The organism is Nocardioides sp. PD653-B2, from assembly GCF_002117935.1.
GTDB lineage: Bacteria > Actinomycetota > Actinomycetes > Propionibacteriales > Nocardioidaceae > Nocardioides.
Genome location: NZ_BDJE01000069.1, coordinates 1 through 16,167 on the forward strand (window position 1 = coordinate 1; position 16,167 = coordinate 16,167).

Consider the following 16,167-nt stretch of genomic DNA (forward strand, 5'->3'; position numbering starts at 1 on the left):
GTGGGCCGGAGGTGTCGAGACAGGACTTCGTCCTTCCTCAACCACCGTGGGGCGAGGGTTTCGAGACAGGACGAAGGTCACTGGGCGGTGCGGCCGTCGATGCACTCGCGCAGCAGGTCGGCATGGCCACAGTGGCGGGCGTACTCCTCGATCAGGTGCACGACGACCTCGCGCATCTCCAGGTCGCCGTCGTCGTGCTGGCCGAGGTGGTTCATCGGATGGCTCGCCTGGAACTCACGGGCGAAGGCGACCTCGGTGCGCCAGGCCTCCCAGGCCTCGGCGACGACCGCTTCATCGGCCACCGCACCGTCGAAGTCGGCGTCGCGGTGCTCGTCCTTGCCCCACATCTTGGGCCGGTCGAGGTCGCGCCCCATCACGCGTCGCCACCAGGAGTACTCGACCGCCGCCAAGTGCCGCACCAGGCCCAGCAACGACAACGTCGACGGGGGCACGGACCGGCGGGCGAGCTGCTCGGCGTCGAGCCCCTCGCACTGGCGCTCGAAGGTGGCCCGGAAGTGGTCGAGGTACTCGCGGAGGACGGCCGGCTCGCCGTGGGTCATGTCGTCGGTCATGCCGTCACCCTCGCCGTCGGGACCGGCAGCCGCAATCCGATTGGCGGCGCACGACGGCCGCGCCGTACGCTGGGGCCACAGGCGTCTGAGCCGTCATCAGCGGCGAGCCTCCGGAAGAAAGCTCTCCATCGTCAGGTGGGAAGTGACTAGAACCGGACGGGTAGGCCCGTCACAGCCGTAACGAGCGGTTCCGTCGCACGACGGGGCAAGCGGGGTGGTACCGCGGCAGCCCAGACCCTGGGGATGTCGTCCTCGTGGCAGGCAAGCCCGAGCACGACGTACCGCAGGAGACACCCCATGGCCTATCCGTTGGTCTCGACCGACGACGCGTCGAGCGTCCCCTCCTCCCCGAAGTTCCCGGAGATCGAGGAGCGGGTGCTCGAGTACTGGAAGCAGGACGACACCTTCCAGGCGAGCATCGACCAGCGCGACGCGGGCGAGAACGGGGCGAACGAGTTCGTCTTCTACGACGGCCCGCCCTTCGCGAACGGGCTCCCGCACTACGGCCACCTGCTCACCGGCTACGTCAAGGACCTGATCCCGCGCTACCAGACCATGCGCGGCAAGAAGGTCGAGCGCCGCTTCGGCTGGGACACCCACGGGCTGCCCGCCGAGCTCGAGGCGATGCGCCTCAACGGCATCAAGACGACCGACGAGATCCTCGCCATGGGCATCGACAAGTTCAACGAGGCCTGCCGCGCGTCCGTCATGAAGTACACCGGCGAGTGGCGCGAGTACGTCACCCGCCAGGCCCGCTGGGTCGACTTCGACAACGACTACCGGACCATGAACCCCGACTACATGGAGTCGGTGATCTGGGCCTTCAAGCAGCTGCACGAGAAGGGCCTGATCTACGAGGGCTTCCGGGTGCTGCCCTACTGCTGGAACGACGAGACGCCGCTCTCCAACCACGAGCTGCGCATGGACGACGACGTCTACCAGATGCGCCAGGACCCGGCGGTCACCGTCGGCTACGACATCACCACCCCGGGCCAGTTCCAGGGCGCGAAGCTGCTCGTCTGGACGACCACGCCGTGGACGCTCCCCAGCAACCTCGCGGTCATGGTGGGCGACGACATCGACTACGTCGTGGTGGAGGTCGAGGGCCAGGACAGGACGGAGCGGTACATCCTCGCGGAGGCGCGCCTCCCGGCGTACGCCCGCGAGCTGGGCGAGGACCCGGACGTGCTCTGGCGCGGTGTCGGCGCCGACCTGGTCGGGCTGACCTACACGCCGCCGTTCTCCTACTACCTCGGACACCCGCGGGCGTTCCGCGTGGTGCCCGCCGAGTTCGTGACGACCACGGACGGTACGGGTCTCGTGCACACCGCCGGCGCCTTCGGTGAGGACGACAAGATCGTCACCGACCGCGAGGGCATCGAGGCGGTCATGCCGGTCGGCAAGGACGGGCGCTTCACGTTCCCGGTCGTCGACTACGAGGGGATGAACGTCTTCGACGCCAACCCGCACGTGATCGACCACCTCAAGGCGATGACCGCCGGCACCGGCGAGACGGGATCGGTGTCGCCGGGCACGGTGCTGCTGCGTCGCGAGACGTACGACCACAGCTACCCGCACTGCTGGCGCTGCCGCGAGCCGCTCATCTACAAGGGTGTCTCATCGTGGTTCGTCGAGGTCACCGCGATCAAGAAGCGGATGCTCGAGCTCAACCAGGGCATCAACTGGGTGCCGGAGCACATCCGGGACGGCCAGTTCGGCCGCTGGCTGGAGAACGCCCGCGACTGGTCGATCACGCGCAACCGCTTCTGGGGCTCGCCGGTCCCGGTGTGGAAGAGCGACGACGAGGCCTACCCCCGCATCGACGTCTACGGGTCCTTCGAGGAGATCGAGCGCGACTTCGGGAGGCTTCCGGGCAAGGGCGACGGCGTCCCGGACCTGCACCGGCCCTACGTCGACGACCTCGTGCGCCCGAACCCCGACGACCCGACCGGGAAGTCGATGATGCGACGCGTCGCCGACGTGCTCGACGTGTGGTTCGACTCCGGCTCGATGAGCTTCGCCCAGGTCCACTACCCGTTCGAGAACGCCGACTGGTTCGACGGTCCCGATGACGGCTCCGCCGTGGGGCACTTCCCGGCCGACTTCATCGTCGAGTACATCGGCCAGACCCGCGGCTGGTTCTACACGCTGCACATCCTGGCGACGGCGATCTTCGACAAGCCGGCGTTCGAGAACTGCATCAGCCACGGCATCGTGCTCGGCTCCGACGGCAACAAGATGTCGAAGTCGCTGCGCAACTATCCCGACGTGCGTGAGGTCTTCGACCGCGACGGCGCCGACGCGATGCGCTGGTTCCTCATGTCGTCGCCGATCCTGCGGGGCGGCAACCTGATCGTGACCGAGCAGGGCATCCGCGACTCGGTGCGCCAGGTGCTGATCCCGCTCTGGAACAGCTGGTACTTCTTCCAGCTCTACGCCAACGCGGCCCGCGGTGGTGCGGGCTACCGCGCGCAGTCGTCGACGGCGTCCACGGACCCGCTCGACCGCTACCTGCTGGCGAAGTGCCGGCAGTACGTCGAGGAGATGACCGAGTCGCTCGACGCGTACGCCGTGGCGGACGCCTGCGACGCGACGCGGTCGTTCCTGGACGTGCTGACGAACTGGTACATCCGCCGCTCGCGCAACCGTTTCTGGGGAGACAACGACCAGGCCTTCGACACGCTCTACACCGTGCTCGAGGTCGTCTGCCGGGTGACGGCGCCGCTGATGCCGCTGACGACCGAGGAGGTCTGGCGCGGACTGACGGGCGGCCGCTCGGTCCACCTGGCCGACTGGCCGCTGGCCGACGAGCTGCCCGCGGACGACGCTCTCGTGGCCGCGATGGACCAGGTCCGCGAGGTGTGCTCGGCGACGTCCGCGCTGCGCAAGGCCCGCAGCCTGCGCAACCGGCTGCCGTTGGCATCGCTGACCGTGGTCGTCGGCGACCCGGCCGCGCTGGCCGACTTCACCGCGATCATCCGCGACGAGGTCAACGTCAAGGACGTCCGGCTGCTCGCGGCCGACTCGCCCGAGGCGGAGGCGTACGGCGTCCAGCAGAAGCTCACCGTCAACGCCCGGGCCGCCGGGCCGCGGCTCGGCAAGGACGTGCAGCTGGCGATCAAGGGCTCGAAGTCCGGCGACTGGTCGGTCGCCGAGGACGGCACCGTCACCGCAGGTGGGCTCGCGCTCGAGGAGGGGGAGTTCAGTCTGGAGACCGTCGCCGCCGACTCCACCGGCGGCTCGGCGACCGGCGTGCTCCCGCGCGGTGGCTTCGTCGTCCTCGACACCGAGGTGACGCCGGAGCTCGCTGCCGAGGGCCTGGCCCGCGACCTGGTGCGCGCCGTCCAGCAGGCCCGGCGCGACGCCGGCCTCGACGTCTCCGACCGGATCGCGCTCGTGATCGGCGGCTCGGACGAGGTCCGCGCCGCGGCCACCACCCACCGCGACCTGATCACGGCCGAGACCCTCGCGACGTCGTACGACGTGGTCGAGTCGGACGCCCCCGAGCCGGTCATCACCGTCACCAAGCAGTAAGCCGAGCCGGCGCCAGTTTCCCCGCCACACCCCCCCGAGTCGGCGCCAGTTTCCCCGCCACACCCCCCGAGTCGGCGCCAGTTTCCGGAAACTGGCGCCGACTCGGCACGTCTCAGGGGGAAACTGGCGCCGACTCGGCACGTCTCCGGGGGAAACTGGCGCCGCCTCGGCGTCACTGGAGGCCGAGGCGGGTGGCCATCCGGTCGAGGGAGGCGACGACCTCGTCGGCGGACCGGTCCGGGACGCCCCAGATCAGCTCGGTGGCGTCCTGCTCGGCCCACGCCGCCAGGTCGTCGGGGTTCGGTTTGAAGGCGATCAGGATCCGGATGTCCGGGGCGCCGTCGCGACCGGCGTCGGCCCAGGCCTTCTGGAGCGCCTCGATGTTCGCGGAGATGTCCGCCTGGGTGGGTGTGGTCATCCAGCCGTCGGCGTTCTCGGAGATCCACGCGAAGGTCCGGGGGCCGCCGCCGGCGCCGATGATGAGCGGGATGTGCGCGGCCGGCTTCGGGTAGGCCCACGACGGCCCGAACGACACGAACTCCCCGTCGTACGACGCCTCTTCCTGCGTCCACAGCGCACGCATCGCCTGGACGTACTCCTTCAGCACCGTACGGCGCTTGCCTGCGGGCACGTGGTGGTCGGCGAGCTCGTCGGTGTTCCAGCCGAAGCCGGCCCCGATCTCGACCCGGCCACCCGAGAGGTGGTCGAGGGTGGCGATCTGCTTGGCGAGCGTGATCGGGTCGGACTCGACCGGCAGCGCGACCGCCGTCGACAGCTTGATCCTCGTGGTGACCGCCGCGGCGGTCGCCAGCGAGACCCACGGGTCCAGGGTGCGCAGGTAGCGGTCGTCGGGCAGCGTCTCGTCGCCGGTGCCCGGGTGGGCGGCCTCTCGCTTCACGGGGATGTGCGTGTGCTCGGGCACGTAGATCGTGTCGAACCCCCGCTCCTCCGCGGCCTGCGCGAGGGCGGCCGGCGTGATGCCGCGGTCGGAGGTGAAGAGGACGATTCCATGGCGCATGCGCGTAAGACTAGAACTTGTTCCAGTTTTCCGCGACTGGTGCCTGCTGGTTGGATGGGCCCATGCTCGACCTCACCGTGGACGCCGTCACCCTCACCGAGCAGCTCGTCAACATCGAGTCCGTGAGCCGCGACGAGCAGGCGATCGCCGACGCGGTCGAGGAGGCCCTCCGCGCGCTCCCGCACCTCACGGTCAGCCGCCACGGCAACACGGTGGTCGCCCGCACCGACCTCGGTCGCGGCGAGCGGGTCGTGATCGCCGGGCACCTCGACACGGTCCCGCTCAACGACAACCTCCCCGCCCGCTACGAACGGCGCAGCGAGGGGGACCTGCTCCACGGTCTCGGCACCTGCGACATGAAGGGCGGCGACGCGGTCATCCTGCGGCTGGCCGCGACCGTCCCCGAGCCCCACCGCGACGTCACGTTCATCCTCTACGAGGCCGAGGAGATCGATGCCGAGTTCAACGGCCTCCATCTCCTCAGCCGGAGTGACCCGGACCTGATGGTCGCCGACTTCGCGATCCTCATGGAGCCCTCCAACGCGGTGGTCGAAGCGGGCTGCCAGGGCACGCTCCGCGTGGACGTCCGTACGACGGGGGAGCGGGCCCACTCCGCGCGCAGCTGGCGCGGCGTCAACGCCATCCACGGTGCGGCCGGCGTGCTGCAGCGGCTCAACGACTACGAGGCCCGCAAGCCCGTCATCGACGGGCTGGAGTACCACGAGGGACTCAACGCGGTCTTCATCCGCGGCGGCGTCGCGGGCAACGTGCTGCCCGACGAGTGCGTGGTCGAGGTCAACTTCCGGTTCGCGCCCGACCGCTCCGAGGAGGAGGCCGAGGCCTTCGTCCGCGAGTTCTTCGACGGCTACGAGGTGACGCTCACCGACAGCGCCCCGGGCGCGCTGCCCGGGCTCGACGTGCCCGCGGCCAAGGCGTTCGTCGAGGCCGTCGGCGGCGAGGTGAACCCCAAGTTCGGCTGGACCGACGTCGCCCGGTTCACCGCCCTGGGCGTGCCGGCGGTCAACTTCGGGCCGGGTGACCCGATGCTCGCCCACAAGCAGGAGGAGTTCGTGCCCGTGGAGCACATCGAGCGCTGCGAGGCGCAGCTGCGGCAGTGGCTGAGCTCGTGAAAGCCAAGTTCAAGGGCCCGATCATCCAGCGCCGCGGGCAGGTCGACGAGGGCACGACCGACCAGCGCCTGCTCGACTCCCGCGGTCCGAGCGACTGGGTGCACACCGACCCGTGGCGGGTGCTGCGGATGCAGGCGGAGTTCGTGGAGGGCTTCGGCGCGCTCGCCGAGCTCGGCCCGGCGATCTCGGTCTTCGGGTCCGCGCGCACGCCGGTCGACCACCCGTTCTACGCCACGGGCGAGCAGATCGGCCGGCTCCTGGTCGGGGAGGGCTTCGCGGTGATGACCGGGGGCGGCCCGGGCACCATGGAGGCAGCCAACAAGGGCGCCTCCGAGGCCGGGGGCATCAGCGTCGGCCTCGGCATCGAGCTGCCCTTCGAGTCGGGCCTCAACGAGTGGGTCGACGTGGGCGTCAACTTCCGCTACTTCTTCGCCCGCAAGACCATGTTCGTGAAGTACTCCCAGGGCTTCGTCGTCCTGCCCGGCGGCGTCGGCACCCTCGACGAGATGTTCGAGGCGCTCACCTTGGTCCAGACCAAGAAGGTCACCAGCTTCCCGATCGTGCTCGTCGGCTCCGAGTACTGGAGCGGCCTGCTCGAGTGGATGCGCGACACCGTCCTCGCCGAGGGCATGGTGCACCAGGCCGACCTCGACCGGCTGATCGTCACCGACGACGCGGAGGAGGCCGTGGCGATCATGGCCGCGGCCCGCCGAGGTGATGGCTCGTGATGTGGTTCTTCGCGATCCTCATCGTGCTGGCGCTCGGCGGCGTCGCGCTGGTGGCCGCGGGCCGCGGCGCTCCGCTGGCCGAGGCGTACGACGACCGCCCCGACGCGACCGTGCCCGCAACCGGTCCCCTGAGCGGCGACGACCTGCGCCGGGTGCGCTTCTCGCTCGCCTTCCGCGGCTACCGGCAGTCGGAGGTCGACGCGCTCCTCGACCGTCTCGCGTCCGAGCGTGAGCGCGCCGACCAGTCGGATGAACAGCGGGCCACCGATGCGGGTCGTGGCGACGGACCCACGGCGTAGGGCACACTGCCCCCGTGTCGACCGAGGTGATCGTCTACATCCTGACCGCCCTGGCGGCCGTCGTGATCGTGCTGACCCGTCTCCGGCTCGGCCGGGGCGACCGGGGGGCCGGGCGACTGCAGATGGGTGGCGGCCTGGTGCACCTGCACACGGTGGCGGGAGCCCTGGCGCTCGTGCTGTGGGTGGTCTTCCTCGTGGCCGACGAGGACTCGGCCGCGGGCAGTGAGGTCGTCGGCATCATCGCGCTGGCCTGCTGGTGGGTCGTGGTCGTCGCCGGGCTGCTGATCCTCGTGCGCTGGCTGCCGACCCGCGGCAAGCACGCCTCCGACGGTCAGGAGGACAGCTGGTCCGACGGCCCCGGGCTCTCGATCCTCGCCCACGTCGGCATGCTCGTCGGCGTCAGCGTCTTCACCTGGGCCTACCTCACCGCCGTCGTGTGATCTAGGGTCTCCGACCATGCGTCTCGGGATCCTGCTCACCACCCTCGCCCTTGCCGTCGCGCCGCTCGCCTCCGTCGCGAGCCCGGCCGGCGCCCAGCGCGCACCGGTCGGCCAGGGCGCGGTGATCGAGAAGGTCGTGATCGGCCACTCGGTCCGCGGCCGGCCGATCACCGCGTGGCACCTCGGCGAGCGCACGAAGCCGAAGGTCCTGCTGGTCGCCACCATGCACGGCAACGAGGGTGCGCCCCGCCAGATCCTGGCCGCGCTGCGCGACGGCAAGCCGGTCCACGGGATCAACCTGTGGGTGCTGCCGGTCTACAACCCCGACGGTCTCGCCGCCGGCACCCGCAAGAACGCCCACGGCGTCGACCTCAACCGCAACTTCCCCTACCACTGGGCCGACCTCGACGGCAGCTACGAGTCCGGCCCGCACGCGTCCTCCGAGCCCGAGACCCGGGCGATGATGCGGTTCCTGAAGAAGATCCGGCCGGACCGGATCGTCAGCTTCCACCAGCCCCTGCACGGCGTCGACACCGACACCAAGAGCCAGAAGTTCTCCCGCAAGGTGGCCGACAAGCTGAACCTGCCGCGCAAGTCCTTCACGTGCGGCGGTGTCTGCCACGGCACCATGACCGGCTGGTTCAACAGCCGCTTCAAGGGCACCGCGCTCACCGCCGAGTACGGCGCGCACCCCGGCCCGCGGCTGATGCGGAAGGTCGCCCCGCGTCAGGTCCTCTCGATCTGGGGCGCCCGGCGACGCTGACGCGTCCTCGCTAGCGGCCCTCGAAGACCGGCTTCTCCTTGGCCACGAACGCCGCGACCGCGGCCTGGTGGTCGGCGGTGGCACCGGTCTTCTGCATCATCGCGCTCTCGAACTCCAGCGCCTCCTCGAAGGAGTGCCCGGCGGCGTACGCCACCGACTGACGCATCGCGCCCAGGGCCACCGTGGGCCCGGCCGCGAGCCGGGCGGCCAGCGCACCGGTCTCGGCGGCCAGCTCGTCGGCCGGCACCACCTTCGTCGCGAGCCCGAGCGCGAGCGCGTCGTCGGCGGTGATCGTGCTCGGGAAGTAGAGCAGCTCGAGCGCCTTGGCCCGGCCGACCAGCCGCTGGAGCGTGTAGCTGGCGCCGGTGTCGCACGAGAGGGCGACGTTGGCGAAGGCCAGGTTGAAGCCCGCGGTGTCGGCCACGATCCGCACGTCGCAGGCGAAGGCGAGGCTGGCGCCGGCCCCGGCCGCGACGCCGTTCACCGCCGCGATGACCGGCTTCGCCATCCCGGCGAGGGCGGTCACCGTCGGGTTGTAGTGCTTGTCGACGGTCGTGAAGAGCACGTCGCTGCCGCCGTTCTGGAGCAGGTGGATGTGCTCCTTGAGGTCCTGGCCGGTGCAGAACGCCTTGCCCGTGCCGGTCAGCACGACGCACCGGACGGCGGCGTCGTCGGCGACCTTCAGCACGGTCTCGAGCAGCAGCTCCTTGGTGGCCACGTCGAGGCTGTTGTAAGCGTCGGGGCGGTTCAGGGTGATGGTGGCGACGCCGTCACGCATCTCAAGCAGCACAGGGTCGAGCAGCACGGGGGAGTCGGTCATGGGCGCAGTCTGTCAGGCGCCGAGACAGCGAGCGACGAAGCGGTCGGCTCCCGGCTTGAGCCGGGTCGCCTGCTCGGCGAACAGCTCGGCCGCGGCGCGTCCGGGCCAGTCGTCGGGCAGCAGCACGTCGGGCAGCCCCGGGTCGGCGAAGAGGAACTTCCGCCACTCGTGGACCAGGTGGAAGCGGGCCGCGAAGGCCGCCTCGTCCGGGTCGTCGTGCGCGCCGAGGTGCTGGGCGACCAGGTCGTCGACGGCGGTCAGCCACCCGGAGTACGACGCGTCCAGCCGCTCGAGGTCCCACGCGCTCGTGGGGGCCGGCTCGAACTGGTCGGCGCGGGCGGTCCGCACTCCTGCGCCGGCCCGGTCGAGGACCGACCTCAGCTCCGAGCGCCGGTAGGGGCTGACCCAGACGTTGTCGGTGAGCTCGGCGTAGCCGACGAACATCAGGTCGGCGCGCAGGCGGGTCCGGGCCGCCCGCGTCGGCGGCGGGTCGACGAACGCGACGTGCCAGGTGCCGTCCCACGCCGGGATCTCGCGCCGGTAGACCCGGTTGCCGGTGTCGTCGAGCCGGTGGTTGGCGCGCTCGGTGGTCCGGTAGCCCCGTCCACCGGCGAGCTGGACCGGCTCCAGCCACCCCTGCATCACCATCCGCGAGATGGCGGTGCGCACGGCCGGGGCGGCGATCCCGACCGGGTCGAGCATCCGCACCAGGGCTGCCACGGGAGCCTGGCTGCCGCGGGCGCGCAGGTGATCGCCGTACACGTCGAAGAGCGCGGAACGGGCCTGCATGGGGCGAGTCTGCCAGTCGGTTCCCCCGCGGCCGGACCCTCTGTGCTTCGCGTCACCGCGACATAGGGGATAATGGATCTCGCGTACGGCGTAGAGGGGTCACTCGGAGTCCCCCTGGTACTTGAGAAACGAAGGAAGGTGCGCGGATGGCGGCCATGAAGCCGAGGACTGGCGACGGTCCGCTGGAGGTCACCAAGGAAGGACGCGGCATCGTCATGCGCGTCCCGCTCGAAGGCGGCGGCCGCCTGGTGGTCGAGCTCAACGCCGACGAGGCCCGTGCTCTCGGGGATGCCCTCAAGGATGTCGTCGGCTGACGCCGTGCCATCGACCGATCGTGCCGGCCTCCCGAGCCAGGTCTCACCGCCCGAGTTCGCGCTCAGCGCCACAGCCCCGCACGCCATCCTCGGCGCCGAGGTCGTTGCGGTGGCGGTGCTCCCGGGCGACCCCGACGGCACCGGCGACGCCGATCAGGCGGCGCCACTCGTCCTGGGCCCCGGAGCCGGCGAGCTCGCCGACCAGCTCGGGATCGACCTGCTGGGCGTCCTCGAGCTGAGCCGGGCGACCGGAGCCGCCGGCGAGGTCACCGTGGTGCCGGTGCCGCTCGGCGGACCCGACAACGCCGACCTGCGCTGCGTGCTGCTCGTCGGCGTCGGCCGGCAGCGGCTCGACGACTTCCGGCGGGCCGGGGCCGCCCTGGCCCGGGCGACCACCGACCGGTCCTCGGTCGCCACGTCGGTGGCCGCGATCGCCCCGGACGGCGGCCTCGAGGCCTTCGTCGTCGGCGCGATGCTCGGCTCGTTCGTCTTCCACTGGCGCTCGCGCCCGCCCGAGCACGTCCCGGTCCGCCGGATCGTGCTCGCCGGTCTGCCCGACACCGAGTCGTTCGGTGCGGCCCTCGACCGGGCGGTCGCGATCGGTGGCGCGGGCTGGCGCTCGCGGATGCTCTCGACGGTCCCGTCCAACCTCAAGAACCCGCCCTGGTTGGCCGAGCAGGCCGAAGAGCTCGCCCGTGAGAGCGGGCTCGAGCTCACCGTCTGGGACGAGAAGCGGCTCGCCGCCGAGGGCTTCGGCGGCATCCTGGGCGTCGGCCAGGCGTCGGTGACACCGCCGCGGCTGATCCGCCTCGACTACACGCCGCCCCGGGCCGGTCGTCGTACCCCCACGGTCGCCCTGGTCGGCAAGGGCATCACGTTCGACACCGGCGGGCTCTCGATCAAGCCCGGCGAGGCGATGGTCAACATGAAGCGAGACATGACCGGGGGCGCGGTCGTGATGGCCACGATGGCCGCCCTCGGGGCGGTCGGCTGCCCGGTCCGGGTCGTCGGTCTGGTCGCCGCGGCCGAGAACTCCGTCAGCGGCAACGCGCTGCGTCCCGGTGACGTGGTGCGCCACTACGGGGGGCGCACCAGTGAGGTCACCAACACCGACGCCGAGGGTCGGCTGGTGCTCGCCGACGCCATGGCGTACGCCGTCGCCGAGGTGAAGCCCGACGTGATCGTCGACGTCGCCACGCTCACCGGTGCGATGAAGGTCGCGCTCGGCCAGCAGGTCGGCGGCTACTTCGCCAACGACGAGGCGCTCGCGACGGCGCTGCACGCGGCGGGGGAGACCTCCGGCGAGCCGCTGTGGCGCTTCCCGCTGACCGACGCCTACGAGTCCAAGCTGGTCTCGGGCGTCGCCGACGCCGACAACGCCCCCGGTGGACCGGGCGCGATCATGGCGGCCCTGTTCCTCCAGCACTTCGTCGGCGACCTGCCCTGGGCCCACCTCGACATCGCCTCGGTCGGCGACTCGCCGTCCGAGTCCTACGAGTGGACCACCGGCCCCACCGGCTTCGGCGCCCGCGTGCTGCTGCAGTGGCTGGGCTCGGAGAGCCCGCTGGCCGGCGTCGGATGAACGGCCTGACCGTGCGCTGGTCGCTCCTCGACGCGCCGGCCGGCGTCGAGGAGGAGCTCGCGTCGTACGTCGAAGGCACCTCCCACGCCCGGTTCACCGGCATGTCCGGGCTCCGCTTCAAGACCTGGCGCTGCAGCCCGGGCGCGTGGTTCGAGGGTTGCTACGTCTTCGTCAGCGACCAGGCGCGTGCGGAGTTCCAGGCCACCTTCACCGCGACCGCCGCCGAGGCGCCGGGCTCGACGATCATCGGCAGCCCGCCGATCCTCATCGAGGCGTGCGAGATCGTCGCCGTCGCCGAGGGCTGGGACGGCTTCTTGGCGGCGCCTCGCGCCTGAGCGGCTTCGCGAGGCCGTCAGACGTGCTCGGGGCTCCACTCCTTCTTGGCGACCAGCAGGCCGTCGCCGACCGGGAGCAGCACCGGGACCAGCCCGTCGTGGTCGGCCACCTGGCGGCCGAGCTCGCGGATCGACACGGTGTCCTCGTCGCGCTGGGCGGGGTCGGCGACCCGGTCGTGCCAGAGCGCGTTGTCGAACGCCACGACCCCACCGGGCCGCAGCAGCCGGAGGGCTTCCTTCAGGTAGGCGGCGTACTCCGCCTTGTCGCCGTCGCAGAAGACCAGGTCGTAGTGGCCGTCGGTGAGCCGGGGCAGCACGTCGAGCGCCGCGCCGGAGATGGTGCGCGCCCGCTGGGCGGGGATCCCGGCCTCGGCGAACGACTGCCGGGCGAGGCGCTGGTGCTCGGCCTCGATGTCGACGGTGGTGAGCACGCCGTCGGCGCGCATCCCGCGCAGCAGCCACAGGCCGGAGACACCGGTGCCGGTGCCGATCTCGACCACGGCGCGGGCGTCGAGGACGGACGCGAGGAACCGGAGCGCGGCACCGCCGCCGGAGCCGATCGCGACGACGCCGACCTCCTCGGCGCGCGACCGCGCAGCGGCGAGGACGTCGTCCTCGGCCACGAACGTCTCGGCGTAGGACCAGCTGGCGGGCTTCAACGGGGTGACGATGGCGGCCTCCTGGTGCGGTGCTCCGGGACCGACGACCCGGGCGGGATCACCGTATCGCGACGACGCCGCTTTCCGGACCGGGAACACCGGGGGAGCCGCACTCGTTGATCCGGACGTGACGATGCGACGATGTCGGCCGCTCGCTCACAGGGTTCTCTCAGCAGAGGTCTCTACGGTGAGAAAGGACAAGGCACTGTTCCCCCAGACGCGCAGGCGTGACAAGGAGGCCCCGATGGACGACGCATCGGTGGTACCCGCTGACAACACCGTTCCCACGTGGGACGAGATCGTCGAGCGCCACTCCGACCGCGTCTACCGGCTCGCCTACCGCCTCACCGGCAACCGCCACGACGCCGAGGACCTCACCCAGGAGGTCTTCGTCCGGGTGTTCCGCTCGCTGTCGACCTACACCCCCGGCACCTTCGAGGGCTGGCTGCACCGCATCACCACGAACCTCTTCCTCGACCAGGCGCGCCGCAAGCAGCGGATCCGCTTCGACGCGCTCTCCGACGAGAAGGCCGACCGGCTGACGAGCACCACGCCGACGCCGGACGCGGCGTACGCCGACCGCACCTTCGACGACGACATCGAGCGTGCCCTGGCGACGCTGCCCCCCGACTTCCGTGCCGCCGTCGTGCTCTGCGACGTCGAGGGCCTCACCTACGAGGAGATCGCCGAGATCCTGGGCGCCAAGCTCGGCACCGTCCGGTCCCGGATCCACCGCGGTCGCGCCATGTTGCGCACCGCCCTCGCCCACCGCGCCCCGCAGCCGGGACGGGTGCGGTACGCCGGTCCGGCGACCCCGCCGCTGCTCTCGGGTTGGGGGTCCTCGACGTGATGGGCCACCTGGGGTCGCGGACCAGCGCCCTGCTGGACGGTCAGCTGTCTCCCGACGAGACCGAGCGGGCGTGGGAGCACGTCCACGCCTGTCACGCCTGCCGTGACCTGGTCGAGCGCGAGGGTTGGGTCAAGACCCGGCTGGCGGGGCTGTCCTTCGACGTCGCCTCGCCGTCGACGCCCGCCGGTCTCAAGGGCTCGCTGATCGGCGCCCACCTGACGGGCCCGCCCGGCGACGCCTACCTGGCCATGCCCGGCGACCAGCGCCGGCGCGGTGCCGGCATGGCGATGATCGGCGGCGGTGCCGTCGGTGCTGCCGTGATGGGCGTGCTCGTCTTCGGTGTCGCCCCCGCCGACGCGCCGACCATCGACCGCGGCCCGGCCTCGATCAACCGCACCGCGACGCCGAGTGCGCCGTTGTCGAGTCCGGGCTCCGCCGTCAACCTGGTCCGCAGCGGGAAGCAGCAGCGCTAGGGCGTGGCTGCCCGGCACCCCCGCAGGCGTGGATTTCGGTCGACGGGACAAGATAGGGGCGTGACCCAGGACGACCCGCGGGACGACGCAGCGGACACCGAGCCCACGCAGCCGATCGCGGCGACACCCTCGGCGCCGGCGCCCAGCTGGGTGCCCCCGACGACGCAGTCCCCGCCGCACCAGTGGGCCGGCCTCCCGCCGGGCAGCACCCAGCCCCTGCCGCTCTACTCCGGGCAGTACCCGGGCCCGTTCCCCGGCCAGTTCCCGGCACCCCCGCGCCACGTCGTGCCGCGGGGCCGGGTCCCCGCCTGGCTCTGGCCCGTCGTCTGCGTCCTGGCTCTCGTGCTCGGCGTTGCCGGCGGTGCCGTCGGAGGGCTCGCCTACTCCGCGCTCACCGACGACGGCCCCGGCTCCGTCAGCGCCGGTCTCGCCGGCGTCGACACCGTGACCACGCCGCCACTCGACGCCGACAACGGCTCGATCGCGGCGGTCGCCCAGAAGCTGCTGCCGAGCACCGTGCAGATCTCGGCCGAGTACCAGGGCCAGAAGGGTGGCGCCACCGGTTCCGGCTTCGTGCTCGACCGGCAGGGCCACATCGTCACCAACAACCACGTCGTGGCCGAGGCGGACGCCGACGACGGCCCGATCGACATCGTCGACCAGGACGGCAACCGCTACGAGGCCACGGTCGTCGGGCGCAGCCCGGTCTACGACCTGGCCGTCCTCTACGTGCGCGAGGCGACGGGCCTGACGCCGGCGTCGCTCGGGGCCTCCCAGGCGCTGCGGGTCGGTGACCCGGTCGTCGCCTTCGGCTCGCCGCTCGGGCTCAGCTCGACGGTCACCGCCGGCATCGTCAGCGCGCTGCACCGACCGGTCACCACGGGCGGTGCGGACGACGAGTCGTCGTACATCAACGCGGTGCAGACCGACGCCGCCATCAACCCGGGCAACTCGGGTGGCCCGCTGGTCAACCTGCAGGGCCAGGTCGTCGGCGTGAACTCCGCGATCGCGACCACCGGGGGCGGCGCCAGCGGCGAGGCCGGCAACATCGGCGTCGGGTTCGCCATCCCGATCGAGCAGGTGCGCGTCACCGCCGATCAGATCCTGCGCGACGGCGAGGCGCGCTACCCCGTCATCGGCGCGAAGGTGAAGACCGGCGAGACCGACGGCAGCGGCGCGGAGATCGACTCGGTCATGCCGGACACCCCGGCCGACGAGGGCGGCCTCGAGAAGGGTGACGTGATCATCGAGATCGACGGCGAGCGGATCACCGACGGGATCGCGCTGATCGTCGCGATCCGGGCCCACCAGCCCGGCGAGAAGGTCGAGTTCACCATCCAGCGCGGCGACGACGAGAGGACCGTCGAGCTCACGCTCGGCTCCGAGGTCGGCTGACCGCACACCCGGTGGTTGAGGAAGGACGAAGCCTGTCGTCCCCGGTGGTTGAGGAAGGCGCGCAGCGCCTGTCTCGAAACCCCGCTGCCGACCCGCCTCCTGGCTTGGCTTGCGGTCCGCTTGGCGTGAGGAATTTAGAGAATGGCGTGGTCGCCGTCCGCTTCGGTTGAGGCGGCGATTTCCAGCCGTCGTCTGGCTTGCGGGTCCGCTCGGGTCGACCGTCGTGGTCACCGCCGAAAGATTTTACTTTCCGAAATGCTCAGGACCCTGTGGACAACCGGGTTTTCGGGGTCTGACTGTCGGTGGCGGGTGCTTGGCTGTTCGTATGGCAGCCACCACCGAACTCGACACCGCAGGTGCGGTACTGGCCGCCGCGCGCACCAGTCGAACAGCTGCCGACCGGGCCGAGTCCGAGCAGTTCCAGGCTGCCGCCCAGTGGGCGGCCATGCACTCGGTGGACTCGATC

The 16,167-nt window shown here is 71.4% G+C and carries 17 protein-coding genes; 12 read left to right on the plus strand and 5 right to left on the minus strand.

Translation table 11 applies throughout. The features are described from left to right. Positions 1-77 precede the first annotated feature (77 nt). Complete coding sequence (locus tag PD653B2_RS23305) at positions 78-572, minus strand: DinB family protein (RefSeq protein WP_085874817.1); 495 nt, start codon at positions 570-572, stop codon at positions 78-80. 297 nt (positions 573-869) lie between these two features. On the opposite strand from PD653B2_RS23305, the gene ileS reads away from it, so the two are divergent. Beyond that, positions 870-4,106: an isoleucine--tRNA ligase gene (gene ileS / locus PD653B2_RS23310; protein ID WP_085874818.1), complete on the plus strand. Its 3,237-nt coding sequence runs from the start codon at positions 870-872 to the stop codon at positions 4,104-4,106. Between the two features lie 172 nt (positions 4,107-4,278). Here ileS and PD653B2_RS23315 read toward each other — a convergent pair whose 3' ends face one another. Continuing rightward, entirely contained in the window at positions 4,279-5,124 is an 846-nt protein-coding gene (locus PD653B2_RS23315; protein ID WP_085874819.1) for an LLM class F420-dependent oxidoreductase, read from the minus strand. 62 nt (positions 5,125-5,186) lie between these two features. On the opposite strand from PD653B2_RS23315, the gene dapE reads away from it, so the two are divergent. Genes dapE through PD653B2_RS23340 form a run of 5 tightly spaced genes read left to right on the plus strand, consistent with a single transcriptional unit; the run spans position 5,187 to position 8,484 of the window. Next, entirely contained in the window at positions 5,187-6,254 is a 1,068-nt protein-coding gene (gene dapE / locus PD653B2_RS23320; protein WP_085874820.1) for a succinyl-diaminopimelate desuccinylase, read from the plus strand. Next, entirely contained in the window at positions 6,251-6,982 is a 732-nt protein-coding gene (locus tag PD653B2_RS23325) for a TIGR00730 family Rossman fold protein (protein ID WP_242665418.1), read from the plus strand. The genes dapE and PD653B2_RS23325 overlap by 4 nt, the downstream gene beginning before the upstream one ends. After that, positions 6,982-7,281 carry a DivIVA domain-containing protein gene (locus PD653B2_RS23330; RefSeq protein ID WP_085874821.1) on the plus strand — a complete coding sequence of 100 codons (300 nt, stop codon included), beginning with the start codon at positions 6,982-6,984 and terminating at the stop codon, positions 7,279-7,281. The genes PD653B2_RS23325 and PD653B2_RS23330 overlap by 1 nt, the downstream gene beginning before the upstream one ends. A 14-nt stretch (positions 7,282-7,295) precedes the next feature. Next, complete coding sequence (locus PD653B2_RS23335; RefSeq protein ID WP_085874822.1) at positions 7,296-7,721, plus strand: hypothetical protein; 426 nt, start codon at positions 7,296-7,298, stop codon at positions 7,719-7,721. A 16-nt stretch (positions 7,722-7,737) separates the two neighbouring features. Then, positions 7,738-8,484, plus strand: coding sequence for a M14 family zinc carboxypeptidase (locus tag PD653B2_RS23340; RefSeq protein ID WP_085874823.1), 747 nt, complete (start codon positions 7,738-7,740; stop codon positions 8,482-8,484). 10 nt (positions 8,485-8,494) lie between these two features. Here PD653B2_RS23340 and PD653B2_RS23345 read toward each other — a convergent pair whose 3' ends face one another. Then, entirely contained in the window at positions 8,495-9,304 is an 810-nt protein-coding gene (locus tag PD653B2_RS23345) for an enoyl-CoA hydratase/isomerase family protein (RefSeq protein WP_089504058.1), read from the minus strand. A 12-nt stretch (positions 9,305-9,316) separates the two neighbouring features. Continuing rightward, complete coding sequence (locus tag PD653B2_RS23350; RefSeq protein WP_085874824.1) at positions 9,317-10,093, minus strand: PaaX family transcriptional regulator C-terminal domain-containing protein; 777 nt, start codon at positions 10,091-10,093, stop codon at positions 9,317-9,319. 146 nt (positions 10,094-10,239) lie between these two features. On the opposite strand from PD653B2_RS23350, the gene PD653B2_RS23355 reads away from it, so the two are divergent. From PD653B2_RS23355 to PD653B2_RS23365, 3 genes are read left to right on the plus strand one after another with little or no spacing between them, the layout of a single operon-like run. After that, positions 10,240-10,407, plus strand: a complete 168-nt coding sequence (locus tag PD653B2_RS23355) for a DUF3117 domain-containing protein (RefSeq protein WP_082587569.1) — start codon at positions 10,240-10,242, stop codon at positions 10,405-10,407. Positions 10,408-10,411: 4 nt separating this feature from the next. Beyond that, positions 10,412-11,989, plus strand: a complete 1,578-nt coding sequence (locus tag PD653B2_RS23360) for a leucyl aminopeptidase family protein (protein ID WP_242665419.1) — start codon at positions 10,412-10,414, stop codon at positions 11,987-11,989. Further along, a complete protein-coding gene (locus PD653B2_RS23365; RefSeq protein WP_085874826.1) occupies positions 11,986-12,324 on the plus strand; it encodes a hypothetical protein in 339 nt (112 codons plus the stop codon). Before PD653B2_RS23360 ends, PD653B2_RS23365 begins: the two co-directional genes overlap by 4 nt. Positions 12,325-12,341: 17 nt before the next feature. On the opposite strand, the gene PD653B2_RS23370 is transcribed toward PD653B2_RS23365, so the two are convergent. Then, positions 12,342-12,983, minus strand: a complete 642-nt coding sequence (locus PD653B2_RS23370; RefSeq protein WP_242665420.1) for an O-methyltransferase — start codon at positions 12,981-12,983, stop codon at positions 12,342-12,344. A 244-nt stretch (positions 12,984-13,227) separates the two neighbouring features. On the opposite strand from PD653B2_RS23370, the gene sigE reads away from it, so the two are divergent. From sigE to PD653B2_RS23385, 3 genes are read left to right on the plus strand one after another with little or no spacing between them, the layout of a single operon-like run. After that, positions 13,228-13,833 (plus strand): RNA polymerase sigma factor SigE, encoded by a 606-nt coding sequence (gene sigE, locus PD653B2_RS23375; protein ID WP_085874827.1) that lies wholly within the window; start codon positions 13,228-13,230, stop codon positions 13,831-13,833. Continuing rightward, a complete protein-coding gene (locus PD653B2_RS25450; RefSeq protein WP_207559408.1) occupies positions 13,830-14,306 on the plus strand; it encodes a zf-HC2 domain-containing protein in 477 nt (158 codons plus the stop codon). The genes sigE and PD653B2_RS25450 overlap by 4 nt, the downstream gene beginning before the upstream one ends. A gap of 60 nt (positions 14,307-14,366) precedes the next feature. Next, complete coding sequence (locus PD653B2_RS23385; RefSeq protein ID WP_085874829.1) at positions 14,367-15,701, plus strand: S1C family serine protease; 1,335 nt, start codon at positions 14,367-14,369, stop codon at positions 15,699-15,701. Positions 15,702-16,167 lie beyond the last annotated feature (466 nt).

Excerpts from the sequence above, each read along its gene's own strand:
- PD653B2_RS23305 (WP_085874817.1), bottom strand. The coding sequence starts at position 572 with ATGACCGACGACATGACCCACGGCGAGCCGGCCGTCCTCCGCGAGTAC.
- ileS (WP_085874818.1), top strand. The coding sequence starts at position 870 with ATGGCCTATCCGTTGGTCTCGACCGACGACGCGTCGAGCGTCCCCTCC.
- PD653B2_RS23315 (WP_085874819.1), bottom strand. The coding sequence starts at position 5,124 with ATGCGCCATGGAATCGTCCTCTTCACCTCCGACCGCGGCATCACGCCG.
- dapE (WP_085874820.1), top strand. The coding sequence starts at position 5,187 with ATGCTCGACCTCACCGTGGACGCCGTCACCCTCACCGAGCAGCTCGTC.
- PD653B2_RS23330 (WP_085874821.1), top strand. The coding sequence starts at position 6,982 with ATGTGGTTCTTCGCGATCCTCATCGTGCTGGCGCTCGGCGGCGTCGCG.
- PD653B2_RS23340 (WP_085874823.1), top strand. The coding sequence starts at position 7,738 with ATGCGTCTCGGGATCCTGCTCACCACCCTCGCCCTTGCCGTCGCGCCG.
- PD653B2_RS23345 (WP_089504058.1), bottom strand. The coding sequence starts at position 9,304 with ATGACCGACTCCCCCGTGCTGCTCGACCCTGTGCTGCTTGAGATGCGT.
- PD653B2_RS23350 (WP_085874824.1), bottom strand. The coding sequence starts at position 10,093 with ATGCAGGCCCGTTCCGCGCTCTTCGACGTGTACGGCGATCACCTGCGC.
- PD653B2_RS23355 (WP_082587569.1), top strand. The coding sequence starts at position 10,240 with ATGGCGGCCATGAAGCCGAGGACTGGCGACGGTCCGCTGGAGGTCACC.
- PD653B2_RS23365 (WP_085874826.1), top strand. The coding sequence starts at position 11,986 with ATGAACGGCCTGACCGTGCGCTGGTCGCTCCTCGACGCGCCGGCCGGC.
- sigE (WP_085874827.1), top strand. The coding sequence starts at position 13,228 with ATGGACGACGCATCGGTGGTACCCGCTGACAACACCGTTCCCACGTGG.